General features: G+C 72.4%; 9 protein-coding genes and 1 pseudogene. 6 read left to right on the forward strand and 4 right to left on the reverse strand.

Annotated features, from left to right (window positions below):
* The first annotated feature begins 1 nt into the window (after window position 1).
* Window positions 2-1,702, forward strand: coding sequence for a cation:proton antiporter (locus tag JN535_RS00790; RefSeq protein WP_307868029.1), 1,701 nt, complete (start codon window positions 2-4; stop codon window positions 1,700-1,702).
* A gap of 9 nt (window positions 1,703-1,711) precedes the next feature.
* On the opposite strand, the gene JN535_RS00795 is transcribed toward JN535_RS00790, so the two are convergent.
* On the reverse strand, window positions 1,712-2,497 hold the full coding sequence (locus JN535_RS00795) for a tyrosine-protein phosphatase (RefSeq protein ID WP_205201094.1): 786 nt from the start codon (window positions 2,495-2,497) through the stop codon (window positions 1,712-1,714).
* An 11-nt stretch (window positions 2,498-2,508) separates the two neighbouring features.
* Window positions 2,509-3,066 (reverse strand): HdeD family acid-resistance protein, encoded by a 558-nt coding sequence (locus JN535_RS21100; RefSeq protein WP_205201096.1) that lies wholly within the window; start codon window positions 3,064-3,066, stop codon window positions 2,509-2,511.
* 311 nt (window positions 3,067-3,377) lie between these two features.
* Between JN535_RS21100 and JN535_RS20460 the strand changes: the two genes are divergently transcribed.
* Window positions 3,378-3,989 carry a DUF308 domain-containing protein gene (locus JN535_RS20460; protein ID WP_240200415.1) on the forward strand — a complete coding sequence of 204 codons (612 nt, stop codon included), beginning with the start codon at window positions 3,378-3,380 and terminating at the stop codon, window positions 3,987-3,989.
* Between the two features lie 556 nt (window positions 3,990-4,545).
* Here JN535_RS20460 and JN535_RS21370 read toward each other — a convergent pair.
* A pseudogene (locus JN535_RS21370) lies at window positions 4,546-5,940 on the reverse strand (FUSC family protein); the annotation flags it as partial.
* 549 nt (window positions 5,941-6,489) lie between these two features.
* A complete protein-coding gene (locus JN535_RS00810) occupies window positions 6,490-8,142 on the reverse strand; it encodes a helix-turn-helix domain-containing protein (protein WP_205201099.1) in 1,653 nt (550 codons plus the stop codon).
* A 194-nt stretch (window positions 8,143-8,336) separates the two neighbouring features.
* Here JN535_RS00810 and JN535_RS00815 point away from each other — a divergent pair, with 194 nt between their 5' ends.
* From JN535_RS00815 to JN535_RS00830, 4 genes are all read left to right on the forward strand, one after another.
* A complete protein-coding gene (locus JN535_RS00815; RefSeq protein WP_205201100.1) occupies window positions 8,337-16,121 on the forward strand; it encodes a DUF7507 domain-containing protein in 7,785 nt (2,594 codons plus the stop codon).
* 168 nt (window positions 16,122-16,289) lie between these two features.
* Window positions 16,290-16,769, forward strand: coding sequence for a hypothetical protein (locus tag JN535_RS00820; RefSeq protein ID WP_205201102.1), 480 nt, complete (start codon window positions 16,290-16,292; stop codon window positions 16,767-16,769).
* 73 nt (window positions 16,770-16,842) lie between these two features.
* Entirely contained in the window at window positions 16,843-17,235 is a 393-nt protein-coding gene (locus tag JN535_RS00825; protein WP_205201104.1) for a nuclear transport factor 2 family protein, read from the forward strand.
* A 49-nt stretch (window positions 17,236-17,284) separates the two neighbouring features.
* Entirely contained in the window at window positions 17,285-20,374 is a 3,090-nt protein-coding gene (locus JN535_RS00830; RefSeq protein ID WP_205201106.1) for an amino acid adenylation domain-containing protein, read from the forward strand.
* Window positions 20,375-20,388: the final 14 nt, after the last annotated feature.

Genomic DNA, 20,388 nt, shown 5'->3' on the forward strand with positions numbered 1-20,388 from the left:
CGTGTCGACCGAGATGCTGCTGGTCGTCATCTCGGCGGTCGTCCTCGTCGTCGTCGTCACCGTGCTCGCCCGGAAGGTGGGCGTCGCCGGCCCCCTGCTCCTGGTGGGCATCGGCGTCGCGGTCAGCTACGTGCCCGCGATCCCGCCGATCTCGGTCGAGCCGAACCTGATCCTCGTCGGGGTGCTGCCCCCGCTCCTGTACTCCGCCGCCGTCGCTGCGCCCCGGATCGAGTTTCGCCGGGACTCGACCGCGATCGGCGGCCTCGCCGTCGTCCTCGTGATCGTCAGCGCGCTCGTGCTGGGCGTGTTCTTCGCATGGGCAGTACCCGGCCTGGGACTCGGCCTCGGTATCGCCCTCGGTGCGATCCTCAGCCCGACGGACGCGGTCGCCACCTCGATCGTCAAGGAGCAGGGGGCGCCGCGCCGCGTGCTCGCGGTGCTGGAGGGGGAGAGCCTGCTCAACGACGCCACGGCCCTCGTGACCCTGCGGACGGCGATCGCCGCGGCCGCGGTGGGCTTCTCGGTGCTCGGCACGGCCGGCTCGTTCGCCTGGGCGGTGACGTCGGCAGTCGTCGTCGGGGGCGGGGTCGGCGCGATCGCGCTGCGGGTGCGGTCCTGGACGCGGAGCGCGACCGCCAACACCGCGCTGGGACTGACGGTGCCCTACCTGGCCTATCTCCCGACCGAGGCGCTGGGGGGCTCGGGAGTCGTCGCCGCCGTCGCCGCCGGTATCGTCTGCGGTCGCGGCGCGACGCGGTGGCTCACTCCGGAGCAGCGGATCTCCGACAAGCTCAACTGGCGGACGGTCGAGTTCGTCCTCGAGGGCGCGGTCTTCCTCGCGATGGGCCTCGAGCTCTACGGGATCGTCTCCCACGGCGACGCCGACGGGGCGGACCTGATGGCCGCACTGTGGATCGCGCCGGTCGCGCTCGTCATCCTGACCGGCATCCGTGCCGCCTACGTGTTCCCGATGCTCGGGCTGCACAACGGTCGGGTCCGCAGGTCGGTCGACAGGCGTCTCGCCGCCCGTGAGAGGGCGTTGCGCGACGGCGAGGAGCGTCCCCGCGCACGGGGGGTCCTCGGCGAGCGGGGGAGCGTGAGCGCGCCGGAGTCCATCCGCCGGCTGCGCAACGACATCGACTACTACGAGGCCGCCCCGCTGACGTGGAAGGACAGCACCATCGTCGTCTGGGCAGGCATGCGAGGCGTGGTGACCCTCGCCGCGGCCCAGACGCTGCCGGAGCAGACCCCGGCGCGCGACCTCCTGGTCTTCATCGCCTTCGTCGTGGCGGCCGGGAGCCTGATGCTGCAGGGACTCACGCTCCCGGCGCTCGTCCGCCGGCTCAGCGGCCCGACCACGGACAGCGCCACGCCCGAGGACGTGCGCCTCATCCATGCGGACCTGCACGAGACGGCCGAGCGGGCCGTCGCTCGCCGCACGGTGGCGCGTCCCGACGCGACGGCGTTCCCGCCGGAGCTCTACGAGACGTCGCGGCCCTGGTTCTTCGAGGTGGGACGTGCCCGGCAGGACGCCGGTCCAGACGCTCTCCGGTTCGAGCTCGCGCTGGTCGGCATCATGAGGGAGCGGTTGCGCCGTCTCACGTCCTCCGGTCAGTACGACAGCGGTGCCGCGCAGTACGTCTTCGACGAGCTCGACGCGTACGAGATCACGCTGCGTCTGCACCTCGCGGGCGGCGGGTGACGCGGAAGCTCACCCGGCGAGGCGTCGCCGGACGGTGCTCAGCTCGCGCGGCGTGAGGCCGCCCGACATCAGGTACTCCGCGCTCCCGCCGCTGGCGTCGACCCACGCGAGCGCCTGCTGGATCGCGGACGGGGGCGTCTCGGTGGCCAGCGTCCGCAGCTGCGGCGTGACGGTGATGCCGAGCGACTGGATCATGTGGATCATGCCGTCCGCCCACGGGCCGGCGAGGTTGCGCTGGGACTGCGCGTAGTCGTCGACGGTCGCGCTGCGCTCGACCCCCACGGCGTCGAGGAGGAGCGCGACGGCCACGCCGGTCCTGTCCTTGCCCGCGGTGCAGTGGACGACCACGGCCGTCGGAGCGCCGTCGTGCGAGGCCGCGATGATGCGCGCGACCTCCGCGAACGCGGTGGCGGACCGCTGCAGCATCCAGACGTAGAGGTCGCCCAGCGCCGGCAGCGCCTCGACGCCCGCACGGAGGGTCTCGGACGACGTCGCACCGGCCGGGTCCACCAGGGCGCCGACCTGCTCGCCGATGGCCCCCTGGGCGATCGCCAGCCGGACCGTGTCGAACGGCCTCGTGCTCGGGAGCCGGTCGGGCGCGGCCTCGCGTTCGGCGGGCGTGCGGAGGTCGGCGACCACACCGATCTCCGTCGTGGCGAGCTGGGCGACTCCCTGGTCGGTGAGGCTTCTCAGCGCCTCGGACCGGTAGAGCACCCCCGGGCGGCTGTAGCCGCCGCCCCGGAGCGGGAGCCCGCCGGTGTCGCGAAAGTTGTAGAGGCCGTCGAGCGTGGTCATGGTGCGGCTCCTCATGCCCGGACGGTTCCGTAGCGGAAGCCGCGCACGATGTTGACGAGGCCGAGGACGATGAGGGACAGCCCGAGGAGCCACCACAGCACGGTGACCCCCCAGAGCGGCGTGAAGAGCAGGACGACGCCCGCGACGATCGACAGGATCGCGAACAGGATCGAGATCGTCTTCGATGCGGCGTCACGGAGCGAGGTCAGGTCCACGATGCCCTCGACGATCCACAGGATCCCGACGAGGATCCCGAGGAACAGCGCGAGGAAGGTGGTGGTCTGGCCGAGGTTCAGGAACGCCAGGACGCCCGCGACGATGAACACGACCCCGAGAAGGATCCGGCCCACGCGCGCCCACCCGCCCCGACCGCCGCTGAAGAGCCCGAGCCCGAGGTGGACGAGGCCCGCGATGATCGCGTAGGCCGCGATGATCGCGGTGACGACCATGGCGGTGCGTCCCGGCCACACGAGGATGAGGACGCCGAGGATCGCGCTGACGAGCCCGCTCACGCCGACGGCGGTGCGGATGCCGTTGACCGTGCGGATCGTTCCGGAATTCGTGCTCACAGACGTCCCTCTCGTGCAGTCGGTCGCACGGCCGCTCGCCGACGACCGTGCCGGCCGCGTCGGGCATTGCCACGCCTTTCAGACCGATGATGTCCAATGCGCCGCGATCCCGCTGGGAATTCATTGAATATCACCCCGGCGCTCACCCCGGCGGTCACCCGGTTTTCCATTGAATGCGCAGGGGAGGCGGGAAAGATATGCTCGCCCGGACGTCGCCGCGCATCCGTGCGGCACGGGATTTTCGTCGGCGCACGAAATGTCTCCGCCGATCGGTGGATCGGACGTCGTCCTGCGACGAGAGGTCAGGCGGCATGTCGACACCGAGCCCACGCACCATCCCGGAGAACGACGAGCCGGGCTCCGTCCGGAACCGTCTGCGGACGGTCTACCGGTGGAGCGGCGTGGTGGCCCTCGTCCTCGGGATGCTCGTCCTGGCCTGGCCGACGAGGACCGCACAGGTGGCGGCCGCGATCGTGGCCGTCTATGCGCTCGTCGTGGGCGTCGTCCACCTGTCGTTCGCGTCCTCGCGCTCGCGCGCGCGAGGCGCACGCGTCGGTTTCGGGTTGCTGGGAGCGCTCGGCGTCGTCGTGGGCGTCGTCGCCCTCACCCACCTGGGCCGTGCCACGGTCTGGCTCGCCGACCTCGCGGGCGTGCTCGTCGGCGCCCTGTGGATCGTCGAGGGCGTCGTCGCCGTCATGACGATGCGCTCCGAGGCGGCGGTGCCCGGTTCCCGGCGTCCGGCAGCCTGGACGCTCACGTTCGCGGGCGTCAGCGCTCTCGCCGGCGTCGTGCTCCTGCTGGCTCCGATGTGGGGTGTCGCGGCGCTGTGGTGGGTGCTCGGCGTCTCCCTCGTGGTCCTCGGCGTGATCCAGATCCTTCGGGCCGCGGGGACGGGCCCGTCCCCGCGGGCGGCCGCGTCCTGATCTCCGCGAGGCGCCGCAGGGCCCACTCGACCCTGCCCAGGGCGAAGAGCGCCGACGTCTGGGACCCGCTCGCGTCCGACGGCAACCGGTGGACCCGGGAGATGACCGACGCGGGCAGCGTGGACGTGCCGTCCCGCGCCTGGTCGAGCTGGCCCCGGGTGGCATCCGCAGCCCTTCGGACGACGGCGATCGCGTCCTGCACGACGAGGTCGCCGTCCCCGTGGCGCCCGACCCCCTGAGCTCCGCGCGCCATCACCGCCTGCGCGAGGATGCCGCACGCGCGGGTCGCGACGTACATGAGGTGGACGGCGGACACCTCGGTCACGTGTCGGCCGAGCAGCGCGGTCGACATCGCCTCGAGGGTCTGGTCGACGTCGTCCCGTGCAGCCTCGAGATCGTGCAGCGCCGCGAGGGCCTCCTCACCGTCGCCGTGCCCGCCGAACGTGCGGTCCGCGACCTGGAGGAGCCCGTCCAGCGCCTGGAAGTAGGCGCTCACCTTCACCGCCAGAGCGGGGTGCGAGCTCGCCGAGAGGATCAGGTAAGCGCACAGGACGCCGATGACCGCCCCCGCCAGGGTCTCCTCGAGGCGGAGCTCGAGGACGTCGTGGCGGAGGACGCCGAGCATGGCATAGATCGCGACCACGACGACCGTCATGAAGAACGACGTGTAGACGTAGCTGACCGGCCCGAGGTAGAGCATGCCGAACACGGCGGCGACGCTGATCCCGACGAGCAGGCTCGTGTGCTGGTGGGCCACGAGCACGGCGCCGACCCCGACGACGATGCCGCCCGCCGTCCCCGCGACCCGCCGGTAGGCACGGGTGAGGACGCCGCCCCGCGTGGTCGTCCCGGCGAAGATGACGAACGCGCTCATCACGGCCCAGTACCAGCGGCTCGCGGAGATGGCCTCGCCGACGGCGGCGGCCGCCGCCGCCGCGATCATCGCCTGCACCGCGAGCCGGCTCGTCGGCGCCCACTGTCGCCACGGGGTCCAGCGCCGACGGAGTGAGGGCCGCGCGGGACGCGGCGGCGCGGCAGCCCCGACGCCGGTCCGCGCGTGGGCGGACGACGAGACCGGAGCATCGTCCGGGAGCGCCGGGGTGCCGTGCGTCTGCTCGGTCCGGCGCAGTCGGGCGTGCGCGAGCGTGCTCCGTGCGACGAGGTACTCGAGGACGCCGTCCCCGGCGGGTCGCTCTCGCGACGACAGCGTCCGGGTCGCCCACGCCGTCGCGGACTCGATGCGGTCGCCCGAAGGGTACGGGCCGAGCACGGCCTCCAGGTGCGCGAGCGCGGTGCGGTCGGCAGGCTCCGCGCTCCGCGCTCCGCGGTCGGCGGCACGGACCAGCTCGTCGCACGTCTCCTCGGTGCAGACCCGGGCGTCGAGCACGAGCCGGGCGAGCGACCGCTCGCTGCAGCCGACGTGGCGGGACGTGGAGTAGTCCTGCTGCCACGACGTGAGGGCGCGGCCGACCGCGTCGATCCGGGCGAGCCGGGTGCGGAGAGTGCCGGCGCGTACCGGGTGGGACGCGGAGCGGAGCGCGGCGGCCGACGCGATGCGCAGCTCGGCGAGGAGCGCGAGCAGCGTGCGGCGAGGGTGCTCGAGCCGGAGGAGGGCGCGCGCGGCGGCCTGGGTCGCGACGGCACCGACCGCGATCAGGCAGTAGGCCGGCAGCTCCCCGGCGGTGGGCCGCATGAACAGGGTGAAGAGGTAGCCCATGAACGCGAGCATGCCGATCGCTGCCGCGCGGGGCCCGTACCTGCGGACCCACGTCGCGGCGCCGGTCAGCGCGACGAAGACCGCGAGCAGTGCGGGCCGGTACGCGGACAGCAGCGTGGCGACGGCGATCGCCGTGGCGACCGTGGGGACCAGGAGAAGCGCCGTGCCGGCACGGGCGCGAGGTGTGCGGTCCTGGACGACGTTGCCCGCCTGGACCGACAGGAACACCGCCATGGCGAGGTAGCCCGGGTCGGCCTGGAGGCGCCGCACGACCTCCAGCGCGAGGACCGCGCTGCACAGCACTCCCGCCGACACGACCGTCGCGGACGTCAGGCGCGTCCGTCCGGGATCGCGTGCGGTCAGGGTCTGCGCGACGCGGGGCGGCCCGTCGGGACGTCGTGAGGCGGCCACGACGGGGCCTACGGGACCGTCGTCCCGGCCCGCGCTGCCATCAGGTCCCGGTGGAAGCCCATGTCCCGGACCACGACGACCGAACCGTCGGCGTCGGGCCGGACGACTCGTGTGCACATGGCGCAGTCCTCCTGGGTGCGGATTCCCGTGGCCGGGAAAGTCGTCGCGCGGCGCGTTCCCGTCGCCAGGAAAAAGGCCTGCCGAGTCTCAAACCTGCACCGGTGCGGCGCTCGGGGCGACCACCTCGGTCGGTGGCCTTGACGATTCCTCGTGCCGCGCCCTCGAAATGCATCGCGCTTCTCGGACGGTAGCACCAGGCATTTTCAGGCGTGCGACCACGAGCGAAGTTCACCCGAGCGTGCACACGGGACGTCACCCGTTCCTCACCCGTGCGCGACGCAGCCCGGGTGCGCGGTTCGCGTCCAGCAGCCCGAGCTCCTGTGCCGTCGCGAGCGCCTCCCTGCGGTTCGCGGCACCGAGCTTCTCGTAGATCTTGCGGATCTGGGTGCGGACGGTCGTGATGGCGACCCCGGACTTCTTGGCAGCGCTCTCCGCCGTGTGGCCCTCGCCCAGGGCCTGGAGCACCTCGCGTTCCCGGGGCGACAGCCGCACGGACGCGACGGGCGCTGGAGGGTTGTGGCCGATCTCCACGGCCCCGCCCCGCAGGAGGCTCGGCACTCCCGCGAGCCGCGTCAGGGTCTCGAGCTCGTCCCGGTGCATCGACAGGAACGGCGCGATGTGCCGTGGGGAGGCACGCAGGCGGACCGCGCTCTGGAACCACGTCCGCGCGCGGTCCTCGCGGCCGGAACGCAGATGGGCGACGGCGAGGACGACGTGCAGGTCGATCACCTCGGCGCTCGAACGGGCCGATCCCTGCAGCGAGCTGGAGGCGAGGCGGACCGCCTCGTGGTGCTCGCCGACCGTCAGGTGCGCCCAGGCGTGGGAAGCGGCGAGCCACGGCACGTCGTCGTGGTCGTGGGCGAACCGCAGCACACGGCCGACGCCGCCACCGGTGCGGAGCAGGAGCTTCGCCTCGGCCCGCAGCAGGAGCCTCCCGGTCAGGGTCGCGGGGTCGGCGTCGACGGTCCCGTGCGCGAGACGGGCCTCGTCCAGCTCGCGCAGGCCGCGGACCGGGTCGCCGTAGTGCGCCTGGAAGGCGGCGCGGGTGAAGGCGAGGAAGGGCCAGAGCTCGACGAGGTCGGAGCTCCGTCGGACGGCCCTCAACCACCCGAGGGCCGACTCCGGATCGCCCTCCTCGACAGCGATCTGGGCCCGGACGACGGCGCCCACGCCGGCGTCGGAGCCACCGATCCAGGCGGGGACAGGCACGGAGCTCGAGCTCCCGCGGAGCCAGTCCCGAGCGAGCTCGAAGTGCCCGTGGAACGCGCTCAACAGCGCGAGGTGGGCGGCGGCGAGCAGCCCGGCGTAGTGCGCGTGCGGCTCGTCCCCCGCCTCCGTGCGGGCGCGGTCGAACAGCTTCACCGCCGGGTCGACCGCGCCTCCGAGCATCGCGGTGATCCCGCGCTGGAGGCTCAGCCAGCCCGGCCGGAACCGGGTCTCCGTCGCGCCCCACGGCAGGACGGACCGCGGTGAGGACTGGACGACACGGGCGTCGACCCAGGCGCCGAGGCGTTCCGACACGTCGTAGCTCCGGCGGTACCGGTGTGCCATGACGCTCGCCGTCCCGGCCGCGACGAGGTCCGGCATCCGGCTGAAGGTGCCGAGCCGGTTGCCGTACCGCAGACCGGCCCGGGTGGCGAGCTCGAGCATCCGTGCCAGGCCCGACCCGTCGTCGACGTCGTACGTGGCGCGACGGTGCGCGAGGAGGGCGAGGTCGGTCAGGCGGGGTCGCTGCTCGACCACCACGGGAGGAAGCCCTACGAGGGCTGCGAGCACCTCGGGTGCGAACCGGTCGGGCAGGTCGTACCAGAGCTCGTCGAACAGGAGCTCGATCTCGTCGACGTCGACGGCATGCAGCGCCTGCAGGATCTCCTTCCGGGTGGGAGAGTCTCGCGGCCGGGCCATACGGGCAATCTTGGCGGAGTGTCCGTTCCTCGCAAGCGCAGCGGCGATCGAGGGCGGGTGAAGATTTCACAGAACTGATGATGCCGGTGATGATTTTCGCCGACTTTCGCGTCACGCGCGGTGGTGACCGGGGTCCTATGTGGGTGTTCAGCGTGCACGCGAGGGGCGCGTGCGCACGACGAAGGGGACACCCCATGCACGGTTTCGCTCGAGGCGACGGCGGCAACGGCGCCGCATCGCCGCGCACCAGGTCGACGGCGGCACGACCCGCCCGTCACGCGCGCACCGCGACGCGGCGCGGGTCACGCGCACGCCGGTTCCTCGGTGCGGCGCTCGCGCTGGTCACGGCCGGGGCCGGTCTGACCGCTGCGGCGGTCCCGGCGACGGCGGCGACGGTCTACGAGATCGAGGCCGGCTGGGCCGAGTCGACGCCGGAGGTCCTGCAGACGGGCGACGCCGTCTCCGCGACGTGGTGGTTCAACCTCAACGACGACGCCGCCGCCCCGGGCAACGCCCCCGTGGAGAACGTCACCATCACCGTGACGGCCCAGGGCGCCGTGTTCGACGCGCTCCCCCCGGCGTGCCTCACCGACGGCGTGGACCCGGCGTCGAGCATCTCCGAGGACGGCACGGTGCTCGTGTGCAACGTCGGGACCCAGGACGAGGGCACCGCGTACTCGCTGTCCACGCCGATGCGCGTGACGGCCGTGACGGGCGAGCCTGTGAGCGCCGGCGCGACGATCGCCGACCAGCAGGCCTCGCTGCCCGAGATCCCCGTGCAGAACGCGTACCTGCAGGACATCCACTGGGTGGAGAGCACGGCTGGGAGCGCGAACAACGGCAGCTCTCGCGACTTCACGTTCAACTGGACGCTGTTCCACGGCGCGAACAGCCCCGCCGGGCCCGCCACCGTGACCTACAACCTCACCGTCGCCAACAGCGTGGGCGCGACCACGCAGCTCGGCCCGAACCTGTGCACGGCGTTCCAGAGCGGCACGGCCAGCGGCCACCCCTGGTCGGGCGGCACGCACGACGCGAGCCAGACCGCACCGTTCGTCGGCTCGTGCACGCTGACGCGCAACAGCTCGACGTCGTACACGCTGACCCTGTCCGGGATCGACTACAGCCACGCTCAGGCCCCGACCATGGACTCCAAGGGTGACCGGCTGCCGACGGACCGCGTCGCGGTCGCCTCGGGGCAGATCCAGCTACGGCTGGTCACGACGGCGGGCTCGGGCAACGTCTCGGTGACGTCGAACGCGCCGACCTACACCGCGGTGGACGGGCAGACCGTCGGTGACGACCCGGCGAACAACACCTCGACGAAGAACTGGGTGAGCGGCACCTGGTCGCACGCGTGGCAACCCGCGTACACGGGTCAGAGCTCGAACGTGTGGGCCGACACCTACAGGGTCGCCCCCGAGACGGAGCTCGGCGCGGGCGTGCGGGTGATCTACCCGAACGTCCAGAACCAGGCCTCCACCCAGGGTGGTCTCTGCCTGGTGCTGGACACGCGCTACGTCGAGTTCACGGGCGCGCTCACCCGGTTCGACAACGGAACGACGGGCGAGCCCGCCGGTCTGCCCGTGGCGTACTACACCGGCAACTCGGCGCTCGTGAACCCGACGAGCGGCTCCTACGACCCGAACGCCTTCACGTGCGACGGGACGACGGGGTGGACCACGACGGCTCCGGCCGACCTGTCGACGGTGAAGGCGGTCCGGGCCACGTACACGATGACCGCGGCACGGTGGCAGCGCGAGATCGTCCTGCAGGCGACGCAGCGGCTCCTGCCCAGCGCCCAGGTCGGCCAGGACGTGTGGACCTGGGGGTCGTACATCAACCCGGGGTCCGCCACGAACACGTGGGTGAACGCGGCACGGTCGATGTCCCCGGCCGACGCCGGCCAGAGTGCGACGCTGACACCGGACGCGCGCTACCCCTTCGCGCAGGCCGGACGCGACATCGTGCGGATCATCGGGGTCACGCCGGACGTGTCGAAGTCGGTGCTGCCGACGACGGTCGACCCGGGCGGGCAGGCGACGTACACGCTCAGCTACTCCGCGAACGGGACCGGGTCGGTCGCCCCCACGGTGGACGGCTACCAGCTGGTGGACACGCTGCCGCTCGGTGCGACCTACCTCGCCGGGTCTGCTTCGCCGGAGCCGGTGGTCACGACGAACGGCGCCGGGAAGCAGGTGCTGACCTGGACGCTGGACGGGGTGCCGACGAACGCGGTGCAGACGTTGACCTACGACGTGGCGTACGCCGACGACGTCGACGCGGGCGAGCGACTGGTCAACACCGTCACCGCGTCGGCGGAGGGCGTGCAGTCCGAGACTGCGACCGCGTCGGTGGTCGTGAACGAGTCCGGCCTGACGAAGATCATCAAGACCGCCGACCAGGCGTTCATCCCCAACCTCACCGGTGACGGCGCGGGCGAGGGCTCGTGGACGGTGCTGGTGCGCTCGGAGGACCCGCTGCCCCAGGAGTTCGTCGACGTCATCGACATCCTCCCGTACGTGGGTGACGGCCGCGGCACCGCGTTCTCGGGCTCCTACCAGCTCGACGGACCGGTGACGTCCTCGATCGGGGGGACCGTCTACTACACGACGGCCGACCCGGCGACGCTCACCGACGACCCGGCCGACGCCACGAACGGCGCGGCGGGCGACGTCGCGGGCAACACGGTGGGGTGGACCACCACGTACACCCCTGACGCCACCGCGGTGCGCGTCATCACGGGGACGCTGGCCGCCCGCGGCGAGCTCACCATCGCCGTCCCGGTGGTCACCGACGGCATGGTCGGCGGCGACGTGCTCGTGAACCGCTCGCAGGGACGCGCGGAGAACACGCGCCTGGTGATGCGGACGTCGGCCTCGACCGCGATCGCGAACTACTACTCGGCGTCGCTGAAGAAGTACGTGCAGGACGCGGACGGCGAGTGGCGCGACGCCAACGACCCGCTGGACTACCCGCAGTTCCGTGTCGGTGACACGGTCCGGTACCGGATCGCGGTGGAGAACACCGGGCAGGGCACGCTCACGAACGTCGTGGTGTCCGACGACCTGCAGCCCGAGCTCGGGTCGTTCACGATCGAGTCGCTCGCCCCGGGCGAGGTCCAGACCCACGAGTTCGAGATCGTGCTCACCGAGCCGGTCGCGGACTCGGTCGTCAACACGGCGTGCGCGGACGCGGACGTCCCGGCCGACTCCGGCGTCGAGCCGACGATCAACTGCGACCCCGCCGGGTTCGTCGTGGTCGGCACGCCGACGCACACCAAGGAGATCGTCTCGGCGACCCCCGTCGGTGACGGGCAGTGGGAGGTCGTGTACGAGGTCGTCGTGTCGAACACGCAGACCCCGTCGACGACGTACTCCCTGACGGACGAGCTGCACTTCACGGACCAGGCGACCATCGTCTCGGCCGCCGTGACGCAGGCGCCCGACGGCGTCGTCCTCGCCGACCCGGCGTGGGACGGCCAGGAGAACCTGACCATCGCGTCGGACGTGCCGCTGGCCGGGAACGACGACGAGGGGTACGCCCCGCACGTCTACCGCGTCACGGTCCTGGCGGACGTGCCGCTGCAGCTCGACGGTGCCGGCACCGGTCCGGACGCGCCGACGGCGTGCCCGGCCGAGGGGTCGGACGCGAACCAGGGGTTCAACAACACGTCCGGGATGACCGGACCGGAGGGCGAGGTCGAGGAGGACCAGGCGTGCGCGCCGATCCCGTCGATCGACATCACCAAGACGGTCTCCGCGGGCCCGACGCCCAACGGTGACGGGACGTGGACGGTGACGTACGACGTCGTCGCGACGAACTCCGGCGCGGCGGACGGCGTGTACGAGGTCACGGACCGGATGACGGCGGACGGCGACCTCGCGGTGGTCGCCGGGTCCGTCACCGCGCCCGACGGGGTGACGCCGAACGCGTCGTGGACGGGCCAGGGCGACGAGGGCGCGCCGGAGAACGTCATCGCCTCGGGCGTGACGCTGCCCGCGGGTGGCACGCACACGTACCAGGTCGACGTCGTGCTCGGGATCGCCGAGGGCGTCGAGGGGGCGCCGGTGATCACGCCGTGCTCGGCCGAGCCGGGCGCCTCTCCTGGTGGCCTGTCGAACGCGGCCGGGGTCGAGCACAACGACCTGACCGACTCGGACGAGGCGTGCGTGGCGATCGCGTACATCGTCGTCGACAAGTCGATCTCTGCCGGCCCGACGCCGAACGGTGACGGAACGTGGACGATCGTCTACGACATCGTGGCCGAGAACGTCGGCGGCGAGTCGGGCGAGTACGACGTGTACGACCGCCTGCACTACGGCGAGGGCATCGAGATCCTCGACGCGGCGGTGTCCACGGCTCCGGACGGGGTCGAGACGAACGCGGACTGGACCGGCCTGGGTGCGGAGGACGCCGACCCGGCGAACCTCGTCGCCTCCGGCGTCGAGCTCGACGCGGGCGCGTCGCACACGTACCAGGTCGAGGTCACCGTCCAGATGGACGAGGCCACGATCGACCCGGTGGACCTGCAGTGCCCGCCGCCCGGGTCGGGCGCGAACGGTGGCCTGGCGAACTCCACGAGCCTGGACCACAACGGGATCGTCGCCGAGGACGGGGTGTGCGCGTCGCTGCCCCTGATCGGCATCGAGAAGTCGATCTCCGGCGGGCCGACCCCGAACGGTGACGGGACGTGGACCATCACGTACGACCTGGTCGCCACCAACACGGGCCAGGCTGCGGGCGACTACGACGTGGTCGACCGACTGCAGTACGGCGAGGGGATCGTCGTGGAGTCGGCCGCCATCACCTCGGCACCCGACGGTGTCGAGCCCGAGGCTGGCTGGACCGGTCAAGGAGCGACCGGCTCAGCCGACAACCTGGTCGCCTCGGGCGTCACGCTCGAGGCGGGCGCCGCGCACACCTACCAGGTGCAGGTCGTCGTCTCGCTCGACCGGGAGGTCGTGACGCCCGAGACGCTGCAGTGCCCGGAGCCCGGCTCGGGCGAGAGCGGCGGGCTGGCCAACTCCACCGAGCTCACGCACAACGGTGAGACGCAGGGCGACGACGTGTGCGCGACCCTGCCGCTGATCGACGTCACCAAGACGGTCTCGGCGGGGCCGACGCCCAACGGTGACGGGACGTGGACGGTGACGTACGACGTCGTCGCGACGAACTCCGGCGCGGCGGACGGCACGTACGACGTCACGGACCGCATGACGGCCGACGGCGACATCACCGTCGTCTCGGGTGCGGTCGTCTCGGCGCCGGACGGCGTGACCCCGTCCGCGACGTGGACCGGTCTGGGCGCCGAGGGCGCGGCCGAGAACGTCATCGCCACGGGCGTGAACCTGCCCGCGGGCGAGTCGCACACGTACCAGGTGCAGGTCGTCATCGCGCTCGCCGAGGGCAGCGAGGGCGCCCCGGCGGTCTCGGACTGCGCCGCGCCCGGGACGGGCGAGGACGGCGGTCTGTCGAACTCCGCGGGGATCGACCACAACGGCATCCCCGACTCGGACGAGGCGTGCGTGACGATCTCGGCGATCACGGTCGACAAGACCATCTCTGCCGGCCCGACGCCGAACGGCGACGGGACGTGGACGATCGTCTACGACGTCGTGGCCGAGAACGTCGGCGGCGCGGCGGGCGAGTACGACGTGTTCGACCGGCTGCACTACGGCGACGGGATCGAGATCGTCGAGGCGGGCATCATCACCGCGCCGGACGGGGTGGAGACGAACCCCGACTGGACGGGCCTGGGTGCCGAGGACGCCGACCCGGCGAACCTCGTGGCCTCGGGGATCGAGCTGGCCGCGGGGGGAACGCACACGTACCAGGTCGAGGTCACCGTCCAGATGGACGAGGCCACGATCGACCCGGTGAACCTGCAGTGCCCGCCCCCGGGCAGCGGTGAGAACGGTGGCCTGGCGAACTCGACGAGCCTGGACCACAACGGGATCGTGGTCGAGGACGAGGTGTGCGCCTCGCTGCCCCTGATCGAGTTCGACAAGTCGATCTCGGCGGGCCCGACGCCCAACGGCGACGGGACGTGGACCATCACCTACGACCTGGTCGCCACCAACACGGGCCAGGCTGCCGGGGACTACGACCTGGTCGACCGACTGCAGTACGGCGACGGCATCGTCGTCGAGTCGGCGACGGTGGCCACGGCGCCGGACGGTGTCGAGCCGAACGCGGGCTGGACCGGCCAGGGCGAGGCGGGCTCGCAGGAGAACGTGGTCGCCACGGCGGTCACGCTCGAGGCCGGTGCGACGCACACCTACCAGGTGCAGGTCGCGGTCTCGCTCGACCCGGAGGTCGTCACGCCGGACACGCTGCAGTGCCCGGAGCCCGGCTCCGGCGAGGCCGGTGGCCTGGCCAACGCGGGTGAGCTGACGCACAACGGCGAGACGCAGGACGACGACGTGTGCGCGACCCTGCCGCTGATCGACATCACCAAGTCCCTCTCGGGCGCGGTGACGCCGGTCGAGGGCGAGGACGGCGTGTACGACGTGGTCTACGAGGTCACGGTGACCAACCGTGGTCCGGGTGCCGGGGTCTACGACCTGGACGACACCCTGGCCCCGGGCGAGGGCGTGACGGTCGTCGGGATCCAGGGCGTCGTCACCGACGCTCCGGAGTCCGTGGGCATCAACGAGGGCTTCGACGGCCTCGACGACCCGCGGATCGTGACGGCCCAGCCGGTCGACGGTGCCACCACGGCCCCGGTCGTGCACACCTACACGGTCACGGTGCGGTACGCCGTGGACCTGACCGACGTGGTCGTCGACCCCGCCGTCGACGCGTGCACGACGCCGGACGGCGGGACCGTCGCCGGTGGTCTGAACAACGTGGCCCAGGTGGGGTGGAACGGGATCGAGGGCACGGACGACGAGTGCGTGCGTCCCGGCAAGCCCACGCTCGACAAGGCGCTGGTCTCGGCGAACCCGGTCGGGGACGGCAAGTGGGAGGTCGTCTATGACCTGACCGTCGGCAACGTCGGCACCGAGGCGACCACCTATGACCTGGACGACGAGCTGCTCTTCGCCCCGGTCATCACGGTCGATTCCGTGGCGGTCACCGGGCCCGAGGGAGTCTTGGTCAACGAGGGCTTCGACGGTGACGGCGACCAGCGGATCGCGACGGACGTCGCGATCGGTGGTCTGGACGACGAGGGGTACGCCCCGCACGTCTACCGGGTCACGGTGGTCGCGGACGTGCCGTTGCACTTCGCGTCCGACGACGTGGGCGAGGACGGGACTGGTTCCCCGGCCTGCACGGTTCCGGCGGGGTCGAACACGCTGGAGCAGGGCCTGAACAACGCGGCCACGCTGACGGACGAGACGGGTGGGACGCAGACCGACACGGACTGCGCCCCGGTGCCCTCGATCGACATCACCAAGTCGATGCAGGGTGACCCGGTGAAGGGTGAGAACGGCTCGTGGACGGTGAGCTACACCATCACGGCCACGAACGACGGCGCGGCCGCTGGGGTCTACGACCTGACCGACCGCCTGCGCTACGGCGCGGGCATCACGGTCAAGACCGCGACGGTGACCGCGACGCCCGAGGGCGTGACGGCGTCGTCCACGTGGACCGGTCAGGGCGCCGAGGGCGACCCGGCCAACGTCGTCGCGACCGGCGTGGGCCTGCCCGCGGGGGCGACCCACACCTACCAGGTGCAGGTCGTCGCGAGCCTCGACGCGGGCGCGGTGAACGAGTCCACGTTCACCTGCCCCGCGCCGGGCAGCGACGGGCGTGGCGGGTTCGCCAACACCGCCGGCATCGGGCACAACGGGCTGACCGACAGTGCGGAGGCGTGCGCCACCCCGGACGAGCCCGGCAAGCCCGGGAAGCCGGGCGGGTCGCTCGCGACCACCGGCGCGACCCTCGCCTGGGTCGCGGGTGGAGCAGCGCTCCTGCTGCTCCTCGGCCTGGCCGCCCTGATGGTCGCTCGTCGGCGCCGCATCGCAGGCTGACGAGGTGCCGGACGGCCCTGTCCACGACCGCGCGTCGTGGGCGGGGCCGTCCCACCCCGGCGGAGCACTGGGGCTCCGCCGGAAGGACCAGCTTTCGACGGAGGAACGCTCATGCGTCGTGGATCTGTCCATCGAGTCCTTCTGCCCACCATGTGGGGTTATGCGAGCTTGACCCGCCGCTCGCACCCGGCGCTGCCCGGAGGTGGGGGGACGCGTCGCGTCGACACCGTCCTGCCACCCGTGCTCACCCCGGACGAGCTCGCGGACCTCCACGACCAGCTTCTTCCCCACCCCGGTGTGCGCGGCCGGGCGCTGCGCGCCCCACGGACCTCGCCCCGCCTCCGGCGCGTGCTCGACCTCGCGGTCGACGTCCGCACGACCGCTGCCCTGCAGCCCTCGGAGTCGGGGTCGGAACCGCTCCGGCCGGACGACGTCGCCCTCGCGGGGCTGCTGCGTGCCATGCGTGCCGCGTCCGAGGCCGATCTGCTTCCGGGGTCGCAGGCGTTGGCTCGCGAGCTCGTGTGGTGCGCCCTGACCGCCGCGCGGAAGGACCAGGTCGGTCAGATCGTCGATGCCACGCGCGCGCTGCATCTCGTCACCGTCACTCACGCCGGTGACGTCTCGCCCGACCGCATCGACCACGGCTGAGCACGCGCACGGTGCGCGCGCCCGCGCGCGGTCCCGACATACCAGTTCTCCGACACGACACGCAGGGGGAGTCATGGCACGGACCACGTCAGAGGTCCTCGACGAGCTGTACGAGGCGTTCAACGCCGCGGACGGTGCGGTGCTCGACCGGTTGTTCCATCCGGACGCGGTGATGGTGATACCCGGGTCGACGCAGATCTCCGGCACCTACCGCGGGAAGGCGGAGATCTTCGAGGCGTTCGCCCGGATGGCGCAGATCACCGCAGGCACGTCCCGTGCCGAGGTCCGCCGGGTCGCGATCGACGAGGTCGGCGCCGTGGTGATCGCGGTGGACCACGCGACGCGGCACGGCGAACCGGTGACCGCGGAGTTCGCCGACGTCTTCACGGTCCGCGACGGGGTGGTGACGGAGCTGCGCTTCTTCCCCGCCGACGCCGAGGAGATGGCTTACTTCTGGCGCACGTAGACGAGTGACGGCGCACCGCTGTCCTGGCGGTGCCGAGCAGGGGGTCTTCATGGACGAGGAACAGAGCATCGACAGGAGCATCATCGGCTGCTTCGACGCCCAGGCGGACGTCCGCCCGGGTGCTCCGGCGGTGGAGGACGACGCGGGGACGCACACCTTCGGTGAGCTGCGGTCGGCGTCGGTCGCCGTGGCGGCACGGCTGTGTTCGCAGGGCGTCCGGCGGGGCGACGTCGTCGGCCTGGTCGGCCCGCGAGGGCGGGACGTGCTCGTCGGCATGCTGGCGATCCTGAGGGTCGGCGCCGCCTACCTCCCGCTGGACCTGTCGCTCCCACGCGAGCGGCTCACGATGATGACCGAGCGGGCCGGGTGCCGGCTTGTCGTGGCTGCGACGGAGGCCGACGAGCTGGCCGACCTCGCGACGGTGGTCGACGTGCGCGTGCCTGGGCCGCCCACCGACGCCGACCGTGCCGTGACCTGTCCTGCGTCCGCGGACGACCTGGCGTACGTGATGTTCACGTCCGGGTCGACGGGTACGCCCAAGGCCGTCGGGGTCCCGCATCGTGGGGTGGTGCTGCTCGCGACCGCCGGCGGCGTGTACGAGGCGGGGCCGGGGCGGCGGACGATGCACGCCTCGACGCTGTCGTTCGACGCGTCGACGCTGGAGATCTGGCCGACGCTCCTCGCGGGAGGCTGCCTCGTCGTCGTGGGCTCGGACATGCTGCTGGCTCCGGACGCCCTGGCCGGGCACCTGCGCGAGCAACGGGTGGACACGGTCTTCCTGACCACGAGCCTGCTGCACCACGTCGCGCGCACGGCGCCGCAGTTCTTCGACGGGCTCGACCAGGTCCTGACCGGAGGCGAGGCGCTCGACGCGGACATGGCCCGCGTCGTCGCGGCTCGTGCCAACAGGCTCGTCAACTGCTACGGCCCCACCGAGTCCACCGTCATGGCGACCGCCCACGTCGTCGAGGCGGGCGCGGCGGGCCCCGTCCCGATCGGTCGGCCCTTGCCGTACGTCGAGTGCCTCGTCGTCGGGGCCGACGGCCGGTCGGCAGGGTCGGGTGAGGAGGGCGAGCTCTGGGTCGGCGGCGGCGGTCTCGCCACGGGCTACCTCACCGACCCTGTCCTGACCGCGCGCGCGTTCGTCGGCCCGCCGACCGGGACGCAGACGCGCGAGCAGCGGTTCTACCGCACGGGAGACCGGGTGCTCCGACGCGACGACGGGACGCTCGAGTTCCGGGGACGGATCGACGACCAGCTCAAGGTCCGGGGATTCCGCATCGAGCCGGGAGAGGTCGAGCACGCGTTGCGGAGCATCCCCGGCGTCCAGGACGCCGCGGTCCTCGCCGCCGGCGAGAACGCCGACAGGCGCCTCGTCGCCTTCGTCGTGTCGGACGGCTCGCCGCTCGACACCACGGACCTTCGGCGCCGGCTGTCGAGCCATCTGCCCGCGCACCTGGTCCCCGGCGAGGTGCACGAGCTCCCGCGGCTGCCGTTGACCGTGAGCGGCAAGGTCGATCGCTCCGCGCTGAGCGTCCTCGCCGTCGAGCCCCAGACGCCGCCGGAGAGCCTCGGCGGCGGCGACGGGTCGCCGGAGGACGTGGCGCGCGACGCCTGGCGTATCACGCTCGGCGTCGACCGCCTCGAGGAGGACCAGGACTTCTTCGAGGCCGGCGGGACGTCGCTGCGCGCGGCCCAGCTCATCGCGCGGGTCCAGTCGGCGCTCGACCTCGACGGGGACAGCGGCTACACCCTGATCCGAGCGCTTCTCTCGCAGCCACGGCTCGCCACGTTCACGGCGGCGGTCCGTGCGGTGTCGAGCGGATCGGTCGCCGAACCGCGAGCCGCCGACCGGTGGCGCCCGGACGTCCACCTCCCGGACGTCCCCGCCCTGGCCGACGTCCCGTCCCGTCCGGCCCCGGATGCGGGCGACCGTCTGCTGCTCACCGGGGCGACCGGCTTCTTCGGCTCCTACCTGCTGCGCGAGCTCCTCGCGCGGACGGACGCCGTCGTGGAGTGCGTCGTGCGCGCCCCCGACGCGGCGAGCGGCCGGCGTCGCGTCGACGCCGCCCAGGAGAAGTACGGGCACGGCGGGCTCGCTGCGACCGACCGGATCGCGGTGCTGCCGGCCGACCTCGCCGCGCCCCGCCTCGGCCTGACCGAGGACGAGTTCGACGCTCTCGCACGGCGCACCCGCCGTATCTACCACTCGGCCGCCCACGTCAACTTCGTCTACCCGTACGAATGGCTCCGTCCGACGAACGTCGACGGCACCCGGACCCTGGCCGAGCTCGCGCTGCGCGGCGGCCGGGTCCCCGTGCACTACGTCTCGACCATCGCGCTGCTCTCCGGAGCCGGCTCGGCCGGAGCACGCTTCCTCACCGAGTCCGACCCGGTGGACGACGTCGAGCGCATCTCGATGGGTTACCCCGAGAGCAAGTGGGTCGCCGAGAAGATCCTCGAGCTCGCCGCGCAGCAGGGGGTGCCGGTGTCGGTCTACCGGCCCTACGAGATCACCGGCAGGCTCGACGACGGGCGGTGGAACACCGACGCGGCGATCGTGGCGTTCTTCAAGGCGATCGTCGACATGGGCACCGCCCCCGACGCCGCGCTCCCGCTCGACTTCGTCCCGGCCGACTACCTCGCTCGTGCCGTCGTCCACCTCGCGGAGCACACGCCGAGCGCCGGCCGGACCTACCACCTGACGAACCCGCGCTACGGCCGGCTCCGCGACATGGTCGACCGTCTTCGAGCGCACGGGCACCAGGTCACGACGCTCGACTACGACGCCTGGGTGGGCCACCTGCGCGCGTTCTGCGCCGACCACCCCGACCACCCGATCGTGTCGTTCCTGCCGCTCTTCACCACGCTCGCCTCCGGTCAGGACGTCACGGTGAAGGAGCTCTACTTCGAGGACCTGTTCCCTGCCTTCGACCGCCGGCGCACCGACGAAGGGCTGGCCGGGACCGGGATCGACTGCCCGCCCGTCGACGCCGCCATGCTCGACGCGTACATCGACTGGTTCCACAGGACCGGGTGGATCGCCCCGCCCGCTCGTCGGACGGCGGACGAGCGCGACCGGGACGCCGCGCGAACCGGAGACCTCCGCCCTGTCGGGACGTCGTCTCGTGCGCGATGAGCCACCGCCCGGGG

The sequence above is a fragment of the Cellulosimicrobium cellulans genome, assembly GCF_016921195.1.
Lineage (GTDB): Bacteria > Actinomycetota > Actinomycetes > Actinomycetales > Cellulomonadaceae > Cellulosimicrobium > Cellulosimicrobium cellulans_F.